The sequence below is a fragment of the Pedobacter sp. PF22-3 genome (assembly GCF_026239555.1).
In the GTDB taxonomy this organism is placed as follows: domain Bacteria; phylum Bacteroidota; class Bacteroidia; order Sphingobacteriales; family Sphingobacteriaceae; genus Pedobacter.
On the sequence record NZ_JAPIVP010000007.1, the window covers coordinates 1 to 15,049 of the forward strand.

Consider the following 15,049-nt stretch of genomic DNA (forward strand, 5'->3'; position numbering starts at 1 on the left):
ATTTTTTTATTTGAAAACGAATGTTCTGTGGTAACCGGGTTTATAAATTAACCCACAGCCGTAGCATCAATTTCGATCAACATCCCATTTAAGGCCAGTCTTTGTACCGGAATAAGTGTATTAACGGGAAATTTTTGATCAGGCCAAATTTTGTTAGATTCTTCGATCAGGATCTCGTGTTTCGCCTCATCATAATCGACCACAAGAGTGGTTAACTTGGCAATATTTTCCATTTTTAAACCTTTGCTTGCCAAAGCAATGGCAATATTTTCAAATACAATAGCTACTTGCGTCCTGAAATTGGGGCTTAAAACACCATCCGTTTTACTCCCTCCCTGGCCTGCAACAAATACCAGCTGGCTCCAGGCCGGAACTGATGCAACATGTGAATAGCCATGCGGACGGGGATCGTAAATTCCTTCAGGATTGCTTATTTCTATTAGTGAAGTGCTCATGTTATATCATTTTATTGCTAAACTAATTGATATTTCAAATTAATCCGTCGGTACTTTGCAATAAAAAACCTCCTGATCTTTTAAAATCAGAAGGTCTGGAATTATTTAATGTTAGATTATTTACTTAATGCCATTAATTAAAAGATAAATCGCAAAAAAATGTCACCCTGAGCGTAGTCGAAGGGCATTTATTTCCGATTTATCAATCTTAAGAAGTCTTCGGCTACACTCAGACTGATAACCGCAATGCTTAACTTAATGATATTAGCTTAGTTTCCTGAAGCGGTCCATGTATCGTTATCAGGATTCGAATCTGGCAATACTTTATCCGGATCCAAAGTAACCGATTCAATTTCTTCAGTAATTGGTAAACGAACCAACCAGCTCGTATTTTTCATCCAAACATCAACCGGAACTTTTACAGTTTCGGTTTTTCCACTTTTGGTTTTGATCTGAAGAATGATCGGCATAGGCATTTTCTCCAGGTTTACAACTCTGATGTTATATCCTACCAGTTTATCATCATTTTTAACAGCTTCAACGCCAGCAATGCCCTGATCCATTTTCCAGCTATTTAACCACCAGCTTCTCCAGAACCAGGCCAAATCTTCTCCTGCCCCATTTTCCATGGAACGGAAGAAATCAAACGGCGTTGGGTGTTTAAATGCCCAGTTTTTAATGTACTGACGGAAAGCATAATCAAAACGGTCTTCGCCTAAAATCTGGTTTCTCAGGATATCCAGTCCCCATCCTGGTTTACTGTACAGGTTAACTCCAATGTTTCTTTCGGCCATACCATCAGGCATCTGCATAATATTTTCATAAATCGGGTTACCGATTACACTTTTACCAATTCTATGTAAATCAGCCGGAGGACCAGCGTACTCACCTTTATTAAAGTTTTTCTTCGAAATGCCATTGATGAAAGTATTGAAACCTTCGTCCATCCAACCATATTTGCGTTCGTTAGAACCCACAATCATTGGGAACCACGTATGGCCAAATTCATGATCGATTACGCCCCACGCACTGGCTCTTTTAGCCGTCCAACCACAGAAAACAATACCCGGATATTCCATACCGCCAATATTTGTTGCTACGTTAACAGCCATTGGATATGGATACTCGAACCATTTTGATGAATAATGCTCGATGGTAGATTTTACATACTCTACACCACGGCCATAAGAATCAATACCATTGCTTTCTACCGGTTGTGCAGAAACCGCTAAACCTGTTTTACCACTTGGCAATTTATACCTTGCAGCATCCAACACAAATGCTTTTGATGAAGCCCAGGCTGCATCGCGTGCATTGATAATTTTAAACTTCCAGGTTAATTTATCTTTCGCCGGACGTGATTTTGGATCGGTTACTTCTGCTTCGCTACGGATATGCACCGTTGCATCGCTCAGCTTAGCTGCATTCCATCTTTTTAATTGCTCTGGGGTAAAAACTTCAGCAGGATTTAACAACTCACCAGAACCCATTACGATATGGCTGGCCGGCGCAGTAATGGCAAAGTTGATATCGCCATATTCGCAATAAAACTCGCCGCCACCCCAATAAGGCAAAGTATTCCAGCCAATTACATCATCATACACACACATGCGTGGAAACCATTGCGCAATGGCAAAAATTTCGCCGTTTTTGGTGGTTAAATGCCCGGTTCTATCTGATCCTTCTTTAGGTACAATGTAAGAATAATCCATTTTAATGGTAACCAGATCGCCATTAGGGGCCAAAGGCTGATCTAAACGGATCTGCATACGGGTATCTTCAACGATAGAAGTAAACTTTACTGCACCAGCTTTTTGAGCTACGCTAATATTCTGGATTTTGTATCCACCATCAAATTTTTCGCCCTGTGCACCGTAACGGCTTCGCGAAGGGGTAATGGCATAACCACGTGAAGTTTCTTTAAAAGTATTTTGATCTAGTTGCAACCACAAATAGGGTAATTTATCGGGACTGTTGTTTTTATAAGTAATGGTAACTGTTCCGCTAACCATATTTTTGGTTTCATCGAGGTTGGCAGTTATGTTATAATCCACATGGTTTTGCCAATACTTAGGACCTGGTGCACCGTTGGCAGAACGGAACTCATTCCCATTTTGCGTATAAAATAGTGGTCCAAACGCTTCAGCAGGATTATAGTTGGATGCTGGCGTAGATGTTGTAGCTTGCTGGGCTGATGCAGAAAAGACAAAAATGCAATAAGCCAAACAAAATGTTATTAATTTATAAGATTTCATGATAATAATAAGGTGTAATACTGCCGTAAATATAAAAAATAACCACATATAGATCTATATGTGGTTATAATATTACCAATTATGGTTATAATATGAATTAATTCCGCTAAGTAGACTTAATTAGCCTTTAATTTTGGCAAATCCTGCAATTTTCTTTCTTGAGGCGTTAATTTGTTCCATGCCGCAAAGGCACGTGAGATGTAAAAAGCATAGCGGAATGGTCTTTCGCCCTTTACAGCTTCGATTGAAGGCCTGTAAATGATCATAAAGTTTTTAAGTTCATCTCCTTCCAGTTTAGTGAGATCGGTAATGGCCTTTGGTGTGAAATTTTCATCTATCTCATCCTGATACATTTCTTTTTCTTCTAAATCAGCTTCCTTACGCTGTTGTCTTTTATATTTTCCATAACCAAGATTTAGGCTTAAGCCCCCAACTTTATCGGTCATGCGCTTACGTTTTAGGTTTCCACCGGTACTCAATAGCGTATATTTCTCAGCCAATGGATCTTTAGCATCTGTTATCTGACTATTCATCCTTACTGCAGTAATATCTACATCTTTTAAGCTATTTGTTTTAGCCGGTAGATAGATCGTTCTGTTCAAAAGGTTAATCAGGTACAGCGTATCGGTATGGTAGCCTACAGCAGAGAACTCTAAAAGATCACCAACATTAGCGCTTATGGTATACTTTCCGTCTTTATTTGTACTGGTTGATTTTTTACTGTTCAGGTTTCTGATACTCACACCAGGAAGAGAAAGCGTTTTTTTCGAAAAATCGAAAACGGTACCAGTGGTTACTGTTTGTGCAAAAACACCTATTGGCGAGGCAAGTAATAGAAAAATGATCAGTTTGTACATACTCAAAAGTAACTTAGTTCAACAATTAAAAGCTGCATTTAACAATCTTTAACATTAGAACAAATGAATCAGGCTAGTGTTTTTAAATAATTTTCATCGTCAAATCCAATTAATATGGCTTTGTTGTTTTGCTCGATAATCGGACGTTTTATAGCACTGGTATTTTCTTTTAAATAAGCGATTGCCGAATCCTGGTTATCAATTTTGGCTTGTTCTTCTTTAGTTAATTTTTTCCAGGTTAAGCCTTTACGGTTTAAAACAGTTTCCCAACCGAAAGTATTACACCATTCGTTTAATTTTTCGGCCGTAATGCCTTTTTTCTTGAAATCGTGAAATTCGAAATCAACCTGATGGGCTTTTAACCAATCGAGCGCCTTTTTAACCGTATTGCAATTTGGAATTCCGTAAACAATCATATTAAGTTATAATAATGTAAGATGGGAAATGTATAATTGACAAACCAATCCAACCATCCGTTTCAAAGATAGTAAAATTGTTTATTCATGGTGTTTGGATATCACTATCCAACACTAAATTGAAAGATTAATTCTTATTGATTTTGCGAACAGTCGGATGGTAAAATCTGACCGCACAATTATCGGATTGCCTAACTGATATTAAAATACGGCAAATCTATTCATTCATCACATTTTTAGCCCCGTCCATCACATTTTAAATATTGTTGCTAATTCTCTTTGTAAAATTGTGCCATTAATTTAGAACAAAATGGAAATCCTTTCAGGTCATTCAACTGCTATCAAATCTAAAAACATTAACCAACTTGAGTTTTGGATTTCTACAACACTATTCATCCTTGCTTTAATCAGCATTTGCACACAAACTACTTATGGCTCTGGCGGGTCTTACCGTTTTTCTGAAAGTTCGATAGAATATAGCATTATGGCGAACTTCTTTCTTCCTGAAATATTTAAGATCAGTATCATCTATTTCAGTTTTTTGCTTTTCAACTTTGTTTCAATGCCTCAACTGGCAAAGGGCCGTAACGTTACGATGAATCTGATCATGACCATTGCTGTTACTGCGTTTTCTATTATTACCTGGATGGTTGCCAATACCTATACGCAAGCGTACAGGATAGTAGAATTTGACGATATAGATAAAGCTTACGATATGTTTTTTGGTGAAGCCTTTACTTATATCTTTTTTCTTTACTTGCTTTTTAACGCTTACGCCTATTTTAATGAGCGTGGCATGGTGCTTTTTAACAGAATCAATTTTTTAAAGCGCTATAACAAGAATATTATTTCAGAAATATTTGTGAGCACTAAAATCTGGCTTATTTCGCTCTTGGTATTTGCTGCCGTAATCTCCTTAAAAATAGATTATGAATTATTGATTGTCTGGTTACTTGTACCACCTGTAAATATTTTCTTCGCCTTCTGCGCCATTTATTATATCATTCCAAATCTTCGTAAAAACTTTAAGGGTTTTGGCCGTTATTTTTGGGGAAATGTAGGTTTAACCGTAATTATTTCCATTCTATTGCTGATTATCCTGATCCCTTTTATGCGCAATGGCGAAGTTATACCAATTACCTTGGTCTTAAATATCATTTGTTTAATCTGTATCACCACACCGTCTGCCTGGTATATTTATAAGCATAAATTTGAAAAACTCAGCGAAATCCAGATGCTGAAAACGGAGTTAGGCAAATCAGATGCGAACCTTAATTTCTTAAAATCGCAGATCAACCCGCACTTCTTATTCAATGCTTTAAATACACTGTTTGGAACAGCTTTGCAGGAAAATGCAGAAAGAACTGGTGAGGGGATTCAAAAACTGGGTGACATGATGCGTTTTATGCTCCACGAAAACACACAGGATAAAATTTCGCTGACCCGGGAGGTAGAATACCTGAACAATTATATCGATTTACAAAAACTCCGCACTTCACGTTCTGCTGACATTAGAATTGATACGCATATTGAAGAACAGTTGAACAACCTACAGATCACGCCGATGTTATTGATCCCCTTTATCGAAAATGCATTTAAACATGGGATCAGTTTACAACAACCATCGTACATTAAAATTACGCTACAAACCAAAGAAAGTACCTTATATTTTGATGTAAGCAACAGCATTTATATCAAGGCAGATCACGATCCCGAGAAATTGAAAAGTGGTATCGGGCTCGAAAATGTTAAACAACGTTTATCATTACTCTATTATGGAAAACACGAATTAATTATCCGCGAAAGTGCCAATGAGTTTTTTGTTCATTTGACTTTGCAGTTAGATTAGTCCTTCGACTATGCTCAGAATGACATTATTCAATGAAGCATAAAACCGTTTATCACGCTGAGCGGAGTCGAAGCGCAATAATCAGATAATTACTATTCATGCAAATATCCTTCGACTCCGCTCAGGATGACATTACTAAACTGAATGAGAGGAATTGAAATGATACTACTTAAAATCGATTATTAAAAAAGTATAATACAATCGTTTTGTCACGCTGAGCGGAGTCGAAGCGCAATTAACAAAACTTATTAACATTTGACATTTTTAATGATTTCGCTATATTTATTAGGGTTAAATATCATTCGACTCCGCTCAGGATGACATTACTTTTTATTGGAATCGAAGTGCAAAAATTAAATGGAAACGTATACTGTCTATATTTTAAAATGCGCAGATAACTCCTACTACACGGGAGTTACAAACGATATAGACAGAAGACTTTATGAACATGAAAATGCTACAAACCTAACTTGTTATACTGCTAGAAAAAGACCTATAATCTTAGTATTTTGCGAGCACTTTGAAGACATTAATGAAGCCATTAATTTTGAAAAACAAATTAAAGGTTGGTCTAGAAAAAAGAAAGAGGCTATTATAAACGATAACTGGGATAAACTTAAAGAACTATCTATTTGTAAAAACACTACTAGCCATAAGAATTTTACCAAATAATGGGCTTAGACTACGCTTAAACTGACATCCACAAAGACCAACCAAAAATGATTGCCATTGCTATAGATGATGAACCGATTGCATTAGAGATTATAAAATCGCATGCCTCAAAAGTTCCGTTTATTACTTTGCAGGAAACCTTTACAGATGCTTTTGCGGCCATCACCTATCTTCAACACAACAAAGTTGACCTGATTTTTCTCGACATTAAAATGCCTGATATCAGCGGAATCGATTTTTTAAAGAGCTTGAGCAAGCCACCAATGGTTATTTTTACTACGGCCTATACCGAACATGCGGTACAAAGTTTTGAACTTGATGCAATTGATTACCTCCTAAAACCCTTTTCGCTTTCCCGTTTTTTAAAGGCCTGCAATAAAGCACACGAACTGTTTAACCTCCGAAGCGGAAAACAAGACATAAAAGTGGGCCACATTTTTATAAAAGATGGCTACGAACAGGTAAAAGTAGCACTTGATGAGATTCTATATATCGAAGCTTCAGGCAATTATACCCAAATCCAGCTTCAGAGCAAATTGCTAAGCTCCCGTATCACCATAAACGACCTGGCTGATTTGTTACCAAAAACAGACTTTATCCGTTGCCACCGGGCATTCATTATAGCAAAAAATAAAGTGTCCAAATTTGACCGCAGCCAAATTTGGATTGGAGAAAAAATTATCCCGATCGGTGCCACTTATGGTGGAATACAACTTATTTAATGCAATTTAAACCTCCGCAGGTTTTCGAAACTGTTAGGTCTGGAACAGCGATATGAAATGCAGAACCATGGTTAAATAAACCTGATAGTAGCGTAAAACCTGAAGATAAGGCACGAGCCAAGGCTTTGAAGCGGAGCAGGAAGCAGATAGCATGATGTGTAGGGATAATTTTTAACACGGTCGTCATTCTCGCGCATGCGGGAATCTTAATGCACTCGTTATTTTCTTGCCCTTCGCGCAGTCTTGCCTCGGCTCACCGCCGCCGAGGGGCTCTTTCTTTTGGCTTGGCCCAAAAGAAACAAAAACCCAAGGCTTGCATCCTTTCTTGTAAAAACCTACGGAAATCTTAATTGCGGCAGCATCGAGGCTCTTACCCTTGCTTATCCCAACGCTCCCGCTTTAATCCTGCCTTAGGTTGTGGGGTTATGATGGGGAGGTGCAAAGATTTCTGTGCTTTTTCCGGCGAAAATCTGCCAGGCCGGATGAGCAGGACTTTAATAACCCAAGTACGCCAGAACCCTGATTTTCCAAAAAAACTGACCACCTATGTCACTTGAGTGCATCTAAGTAATATTTTAGGTTATAACCCATTTATTTTACATTTACCCTTATCCCTGCAGAATGTGTGGTAAATTCTGGCGCATACATGCTTTGTAAACTGGTAATGCCATTCGAAAAATTGCCCGCATGCGTAACCCTTAACGGATATTCGAACACGTAAGTTCCTTTTGGCATGTAACTGATAAAGAAATTGGTTGATGCATCTTTTGTACTTTCATAATAACCTAAACCATCCTGATATTTATAGCTGGAGATTACATTTACAGGTTCAAAACCCGATGAACGCATATCTTTCAAATGAATATATTCCATATCACGATCACAATAAATTTCTATACGCACCTTTAATAAATCGCCTGGTGCCAAGACATTGCTGGTGGTAAGCGGCGTTAACACATCACCTTTATCGCTGGCCTTCTGAATGAATAATTGCTTTTTGATTTTGACTCCGGTATTGGCCGATGTAATTTTATCCAATTGCTCAAAATATTGCCAGTATAGTGCACCCCAGGCTATGGTTTGATTATTGTTTTTAACCACTACCCTGCCCATTTCAGGTTTAACATTAGCACCTGCAATGCTTAATTTCTGATAACCGGTTCCAGCCTCTTTTGTAGCATTGGGTTGCTGCAGCTCCGCTAATTTCTGACCACCAATGGTGATTTCTGGTTCTTTACTTTCGCTTAATAAATCGGTACCTTTCATTAATAATGCATAACAAGCAGCTGTAGTAGCTTTTGTGGTTTGCCAATCGTTGGTTTGTTTATTTTTGAGCAACCAGATTTTCATTTCCTCTACCGCTTTGGTATCGTTGGCCACTTCATCAAAAGCCTCAATCAATAAAGCTTGTGTTTCAATCGGGCTTTGGTACCACCACCAACCCGCTTTATTGGTAGCCCAGTACATGCCCATTTCATCATTTTGTTGTGCGGTTTGACTTAACAGGGTGATGATCTTTCTTGCTTCCGCATGATTGCCGTTTCTATTTAAAACCAAAGCTGCCTGCGCCAGTTGGTAAGTATCAAATGTTTTCCATTCGGAAACTAATTTTTTAAGGTAAAAATCTTTAGCTTTTTCAAAATCAGCGCTTGTATTTTTATGATTGGTATAACTTCTGGCAAACAGATAGTGTAGTGGCAAGTAAGCAAAGCGTTTTTCTGTCAGTTCTTTTTTATAATCCTTAACAAATTTTGCATCTAAATAAATAATGGCCTTATTAAGCATGGCATTAAAATTTGGATAAGCTTTTTCGTCGATCAGTTTTAGCTTTTTTAACTGGCCCATGCCTAAAACGATGTGTTGGGTAATGTAACGATCTTCTTGCATCCCATTAAACCATGGAAAAGCCCCATTATTAAACTGCATTTTTTCCAGCTTCTCAAAATTGGTTTTTAACTCGTGAGTCATTCTGTTTAAATCGAAAAGTACAGCCAAACGTTTTTTACGCTCGGTTTCATTATTAGCAGAGCGTACCCAGGGCGTTTCTTCTAATAAAATTGATTTCAGTTCCTGGTTTTTCTCCAGGTTGGATAATAATGCTTCGCCATTATTGGTGTTTTTCCATTGCTCAAAAACCGTTTTAATTTTTGGCGATGAATTGATGATTCCCGTTGCAAAACTATTGGCATAAAAGCGGCTAAAAGTTTGCTCTGCACATTCGTAAGGATATTCCATTAAATAAGGCAAAGCCTGCACTGCATACCAAACCGGATTGGAAGTAAACTCGAAAGTTAAACTTTGGTTGCGTAAGGTTTTAGAGGCTCCTGATTTCTCCAGTTTCTCAAAATCGAAAGTTTTGCTGGTGTTACCACGCACATTTATTGGCATACTTTCGGTAACCAACATGGCATTTGCCAGAACCGGAATGGTATTTTCTTCGCCATCGCTAAATCGACCGCTTTGGGCTAAAACTTTATAGGTAATGGCATTAACGCCCGAAGGGATAATTAATGTCCATTTTAAAACCGAGTTTCCCTCATTGTCCACTTCGAAAGTTTTTTCAGATTTTTCATTTGCCTCAAAAATCTGGATGGCTTTTCCTGTCAAGGCATCGGTAAGTGCCAAACTAGCGTTGCCTGTAAGTTTTTTACCTGAAAGGTTATTGAGTTTGGCGCTTAATAAAATGGTATCGCCCGCTCTAAAAAACCGTGGTGCATTAATGCCAATAGCTAATTGTTTTTGCGTAATCAGCTCATTGGTAATCGTTGCCGTTTTTAAATCTTTGGTGTGTGCAAAACCCATCATTTTATAGCGGGTTAAACTTTGTGGTATAGTAAATTCGATCTTGATTTCGCCTTTGGCATCAGTTAACAATTGCGTGTAGAAAAATGCAAGCTCGTTGAAATTAGTACGGGCTGTAATATTTGGTTTTTGATATTTGAGCGCCTCTACTTCTTGACGCGATGTTGGTAATGCGTCTACTGAAGCCGCACTCTTTAATATTTCAACGGTAGGTGGCGCAGCACTTAACCCCGCAACCCTCCCCTGCAAGGTAGCCGAACCTCTAATCTGTATCGCTGCACTTGTCATCTCCTTTTTCTGCGCCCCATAGCCTACAACCATTACTTCATTTAAAGCATTCCCATCCTCTTTCAGCGTTATATCAATTCGTTTTTTACTACCTATTTTCCTAGAAAAGCGTTTATAGCCTATATAAGAAAAATGAAGTGTTTCCCCAGCTTTGCCATCGATGGTATAAATACCAAAAACATTGGTGGTGGTTACCTTTTTACCTATACTAACCTGTACGCCTGGCAGTATTTCGCCCTGATTATCGAACACCACCCCATAAATTAATTTACCGTTTTCTAACTCCACGAGTTTTTTTAAAGCTTCCTTAGATAGGCTTTTTCGTTTAGCATTTTGTAAATTGCTGATATAGTTCCGGTAGCCAGAATTGTAACCGCCATAGTAGTTATAACCAAACAGGTTAAGATTTTCATAAACCCGTGAAATCACGCTATAATCTCTATCACGTCTTAAAAACCATAGGTAACCTGGGTTAGCAACATTATTTATATTAAAATTCCAGTTATAAAAACCATAATTAAAACTGTTCTGCAGATTCGTGTTCCAGTCCATTTGCTTAAGATCGTCCAAACTTGCATCGTAAAGTGTGGCCACCATTTCGGCCATTTGTTTTTCTCCCTTGTTATTACTGATCTGCAATTTCCAGCTTTCCTTTTCACCTGGCTGTAATTTATCTCGAAAAGTTAAAAAACGGATATTCAGTTCTTTCTGCGGATCTACAATTTTAACCTGCTGCATGGAGTTGTAAACAATACCCTGATGCACCATGGTAAACTGTACGGCAAAACCATCTTCAACATTAATTTTTGGTTGTATTTTAACAATGGTCTGTTTCGGCGATAAATTGATCCACACTTTTTCGGCTATGCTATCTCGATAATAAACTTCGTAATAAGCCTTGCTGTTCTCTGCCAAACCTGCCAAACGGAATATGGCACTTTCTTTTGGTTTGATCACCGTAACTTCTGGTGTAATCCATTCGCAGTTTGATTGTATGACTGCTGGCGCTTCATGATAAATTACCAGGTATTTATCTAATTTAACCGTATCATTTTGTCCATTCACAGCCGTTAAGCTGATTTTATAATAACTTGGCTTCAGGTCTTTCTTGCTGAAAGTTAAATTTCCAAGGCCATTTTTAGCAATCAGGTTCTGTTTAAATTCAACAGATTTTACCGGCCATTTGGCTACTTCAAGTTCATTATTATAATCGTCATCAGGAAAGTTTTTGATAAAATCTTCCTTGCTCATGGTATAGTTTTCGGCATAAAACGGGCTTTTGTTCATCAACCTGGATGGCGCCTGCAACAAGCTCCATTCTGCTTTAACATCAGCTTGAATGGCTTCATGATTTAAATTGGTAACCGAAAATGAGATGCTATCTGCTTTATTGCTCAAATACACCACTTGTTCTGTGCTGATGTTAAGCATAATGTCTTTCTTTCCTACCGTTAGGTTGATCGTCTTTGAACGGGTTTCTCCATTCAAATCTGTGACATCAGCCACAATTTCATAGCTATAATTTGCATTGATATCGGTAGCGCTTGCAAAAAAGGTAATCTCGAATTTACCACCTGCTTTAGTATTTGTTTTACCAATAGCTACCTGTTTTCTTTCCGCATTTATCCTTGAGCCATAAATTGCACTTTGTTGCCCGTAGCTGAGCCTGTAATCATACATCAGGTTCCTGAAAACTTTATAATTTACCTTGGCGTTGCTTACTGAATAGCCCGAAAAAGAACTGGCCTTACCAGCTACTTTAATGCTATCGTTTAATTTATAGTGTTTATTGGGTTTATCAAAAACCACTTCGAAAGTAGGCCGCTTATATTCTTCAACCTGTACAGCAATACTGCCATAATCGGTTTCAATTTCCATCTGACCGTTTAATATGCCCATTGGGATGGTAAAAGAGCCTTGGAATGTGCCATAATCATTGCTTATCAACTTCGTTTTGGTAATTTCTTTTCTATTGGCATCATTAAAAGAAACATCAACGGCCTTATTTGCTGCGATTTTATTTTTTCCGTTCAGGACATTCAGACACAATCCCTTATAATAAATGGTCTGCCCCGGACGGTAGATGGGTCTATCGGTAAAAAGAATTACCCGTTCCTCTTCTTCATCTTCGTCATCCCGGTAGCCATTATAATTGTTGATGTTTAATTTCAATTCATCTTTTCCGAACATCACTACTGCCTGCGACGTATTTCCGTCCGTTTCGTATGTACTGGCATAGCCTTTATCATTGGTTGTAATTAAAGCACCATTAATAAGCTTTCTGGTACTGTAATCATATCTCCGTTGCTGAATTTTAACATTTTTTAAAGGAGCACCATTATTCAACTGGCTCACAAAATATTCATGTTTATCAATATTACGCCTGTTAATAACCGCCATTGCCGTAACCTTAAAATTAATGTTGCTATAAACGGTATCGTTCTGTTTGCGGTTAATAGTCTGTGCAATCAAAGTATAACCACCAAAAGGCAATGGTTCAATTTTATCAACCAAACTGTGGGTTTGATAATCGTCGGTTTTGGGAACAGCAATGGTCCACTGTTTAATTGTTTTATTCTTTCTTAAAAAAGCTAAAAAATCGGCCCTGTTATTAAATTGTTCATATTCATTTTTAAAGTCGGGCGAATGGTACAACCTCAACTGTACGGTATCAGTATTTTGGTAAGATAGATATAATTGGCTAGGTTGACCAGGCAGTACAAATTCTTTTACTTTAACCAATAAACTACTACTTTTTATCTCTTCAATTAAATGCCTGGCATTCTCTGCCCCAATGCTTTTCGGAAAAGTTTTTATTGCGCTGTCGGCCAAAGTAACTGCCTCGATCATGTTTTGTTTACTGGTATCAACAGGCAATTGTGCATTTTTATGGATAACGGCCTGTTCGTACAAAATATCAGCAAAAACTTCGCTTTTTGTACTTTCGTCAGCCAACCGGCTTAAAGCGTTATAATATAATTCCTGACTGTCTCCGGTAAAATGCCCTTGTATAAACTTTAACCGTTTTAAATCCACATCTGCCAGTGTCGAAGAATTTCGGCTGTTCTCATGGAATCTGATCAGGTTTTTAAACAGCTGTAAAGCCTGCGTTTTAAACGAAGTACTGTCGATAGGTATTGGAATGTTTAAAAATGTCTTTCTGTCTCCAAACCAATCAACATTGCCCATATCAATTAATTCATCATCATATTGGGTGAGGCCTAGCTGTGTATTACTTAAAACATCGAGGGCACGGTGGGCCATTAGATCGTATAATGTAGGCCTAAAACTTCTGTATGTTTTATCTCCAGCCAAAACCGCATCTAATGTGTCTATTTTTATCTGTTGTAAAATCTGATGCTCTTTTAACGATAACAGGTAATATTTTAATGTTTCATCATTTAGTTTTTTAATGCTCCAGGTCTTAATATCATCTCCAATATCGCCCTGTACCTGTGTACGTTGGTTAATCTGCCATTGGTTCTGTTGCAGATAATTCCAGTAAGTTTCGGCTAAAAGCGACTGTAAAATGCTTTTCTCAGGTTGTTTGGCGGTATTAATATCTTTGCGTAAATCGACCAAAATCTGATCAAAGGCATTTTCTTCCAGGTAACTTTGAAACATCATGCGGTAAATAACCGATTTAACGAGCAAAGGTAGATTATGGGTTTGACGGGCCTGCTCATTTATTTTTTTAATCAAAGTAAGCGCGTCTTTTGGTTTGGCCTGGTTGGCAATTGAATCCACCTTATAAAAATCCGCCAGCGTATATTTATGCTGCGCAGCAACATCGAAGGAAAACAAAAAGGTAAAAAGAAGTAAAGCGGAGATACGTAATGATATGTTCATAAGATGAATTGCGTTTTAATATAGATGGACAAAACTCAAAAATTCCATAATCTGTTAAAATTTTATCTGATTATGATGCTAATGTAACGATAACCAGATTAAATGTTGCAAGCCGCAAACATTAACGTTTTTAACATTCAAAGCATAACATTATCTTTGCTCCATGTCAACACAATTAAAAAATCTATCTGATTTCTCTCACACTACAGTTCCTAGCGGTGCAAACTATAAATTCGGGATTATTGTAGCCGAGTGGAATGCCGAAATTACCGGTTCATTATACAATGGTGCATTAAAAACCCTGCTAGCCAATGGCGTAGACGAAGAAAATATAATTTCTTTATCCGTGCCGGGAAGTTTCGAATTAACAGGTGGTGCAGAAATTTTATTGAGCAAAAGAAGTGATATAGATGCCGTAATCTGCTTAGGTTGTGTAATCCAGGGCGACACGAAACATTTCGATTTTATTTGTGATGCTGTAGCGCAAGGGATAACCAATGTTGGCATCAAATACAGCAAACCGGTTATCTTCGGGGTTTTAACTACCAATAACCTTGAGCAAGCCCAAGACCGTGCCGGTGGTAAACATGGCAATAAAGGTGATGAAGCGGCAATTACGGCAATTAAAATGGCCGATTTTTCTGCTCAAATTTAAACTTGCAGTTTAATAATTATTTGTAACTTAGCGGTTTAAAATTATCAGACCAAATGAAATATTATGACTAGTTCATCATAGCTTCATTACCATTGAAACAAACTTAAACAGATGAAAAAAGTAGCCATTTTATTATTGGCGGTGTTTTGCACCATTACCATTTTAGAATCTTGTTCTTCTAAGCTTTGCCCAGCTTACGGATCTTATCCTGAAGGAAGACGCAGAAGAA

General features: G+C 37.8%; 9 protein-coding genes. 4 read left to right on the top strand and 5 right to left on the bottom strand.

What is annotated here, in order from left to right; all coding sequences use genetic code 11:
* Positions 1-47 precede the first annotated feature (47 nt).
* The 4 genes from OQX63_RS10700 to OQX63_RS10715 all read right to left on the bottom strand — a co-directional run bounded on the left by OQX63_RS10700 (position 48) and on the right by OQX63_RS10715 (position 3,983).
* Positions 48-455 carry a RidA family protein gene (locus OQX63_RS10700; RefSeq protein ID WP_265850864.1) on the bottom strand — a complete coding sequence of 136 codons (408 nt, stop codon included), beginning with the start codon at positions 453-455 and terminating at the stop codon, positions 48-50.
* Between the two features lie 269 nt (positions 456-724).
* Positions 725-2,680, bottom strand: coding sequence for a M1 family metallopeptidase (locus OQX63_RS10705; RefSeq protein WP_265850865.1), 1,956 nt, complete (start codon positions 2,678-2,680; stop codon positions 725-727).
* Positions 2,681-2,826: 146 nt separating this feature from the next.
* Positions 2,827-3,567 (bottom strand): carboxypeptidase-like regulatory domain-containing protein, encoded by a 741-nt coding sequence (locus tag OQX63_RS10710; RefSeq protein ID WP_265850866.1) that lies wholly within the window; start codon positions 3,565-3,567, stop codon positions 2,827-2,829.
* Between the two features lie 68 nt (positions 3,568-3,635).
* Entirely contained in the window at positions 3,636-3,983 is a 348-nt protein-coding gene (locus tag OQX63_RS10715; protein ID WP_265850867.1) for a Spx/MgsR family RNA polymerase-binding regulatory protein, read from the bottom strand.
* A 310-nt stretch (positions 3,984-4,293) separates the two neighbouring features.
* Between OQX63_RS10715 and OQX63_RS10720 the strand changes: the two genes are divergently transcribed.
* The 3 genes from OQX63_RS10720 to OQX63_RS10730 all read left to right on the top strand — a co-directional run bounded on the left by OQX63_RS10720 (position 4,294) and on the right by OQX63_RS10730 (position 7,226).
* Positions 4,294-5,832 (top strand): sensor histidine kinase, encoded by a 1,539-nt coding sequence (locus tag OQX63_RS10720; RefSeq protein WP_265850868.1) that lies wholly within the window; start codon positions 4,294-4,296, stop codon positions 5,830-5,832.
* Between the two features lie 357 nt (positions 5,833-6,189).
* Entirely contained in the window at positions 6,190-6,504 is a 315-nt protein-coding gene (locus tag OQX63_RS10725; protein ID WP_265850869.1) for a GIY-YIG nuclease family protein, read from the top strand.
* Positions 6,505-6,551: 47 nt separating this feature from the next.
* Positions 6,552-7,226: a LytR/AlgR family response regulator transcription factor gene (locus OQX63_RS10730; RefSeq protein ID WP_265850870.1), complete on the top strand. Its 675-nt coding sequence runs from the start codon at positions 6,552-6,554 to the stop codon at positions 7,224-7,226.
* A gap of 591 nt (positions 7,227-7,817) precedes the next feature.
* Here the strand turns inward: OQX63_RS10730 and OQX63_RS10735 are convergent.
* Positions 7,818-14,165: an alpha-2-macroglobulin family protein gene (locus OQX63_RS10735; protein ID WP_265850871.1), complete on the bottom strand. Its 6,348-nt coding sequence runs from the start codon at positions 14,163-14,165 to the stop codon at positions 7,818-7,820.
* A gap of 163 nt (positions 14,166-14,328) precedes the next feature.
* On the opposite strand from OQX63_RS10735, the gene ribH reads away from it, so the two are divergent.
* Entirely contained in the window at positions 14,329-14,820 is a 492-nt protein-coding gene (gene ribH, locus OQX63_RS10740) for a 6,7-dimethyl-8-ribityllumazine synthase (protein WP_265850872.1), read from the top strand.
* Positions 14,821-15,049: the final 229 nt, after the last annotated feature.

What these genes read in the sequence shown, in the direction of transcription:
- OQX63_RS10715 (WP_265850867.1), bottom strand. Translation starts at nt 3,983, where the DNA reads ATGATTGTTTACGGAATTCCAAATTGCAATACGGTTAAAAAGGCGCTC.
- OQX63_RS10720 (WP_265850868.1), top strand. Translation starts at nt 4,294, where the DNA reads ATGGAAATCCTTTCAGGTCATTCAACTGCTATCAAATCTAAAAACATT.
- OQX63_RS10725 (WP_265850869.1), top strand. Translation starts at nt 6,190, where the DNA reads ATGGAAACGTATACTGTCTATATTTTAAAATGCGCAGATAACTCCTAC.
- OQX63_RS10710 (WP_265850866.1), bottom strand. Translation starts at nt 3,567, where the DNA reads ATGTACAAACTGATCATTTTTCTATTACTTGCCTCGCCAATAGGTGTT.
- OQX63_RS10700 (WP_265850864.1), bottom strand. Translation starts at nt 455, where the DNA reads ATGAGCACTTCACTAATAGAAATAAGCAATCCTGAAGGAATTTACGAT.
- ribH (WP_265850872.1), top strand. Translation starts at nt 14,329, where the DNA reads ATGTCAACACAATTAAAAAATCTATCTGATTTCTCTCACACTACAGTT.
- OQX63_RS10735 (WP_265850871.1), bottom strand. Translation starts at nt 14,165, where the DNA reads ATGAACATATCATTACGTATCTCCGCTTTACTTCTTTTTACCTTTTTG.
- OQX63_RS10730 (WP_265850870.1), top strand. Translation starts at nt 6,552, where the DNA reads ATGATTGCCATTGCTATAGATGATGAACCGATTGCATTAGAGATTATA.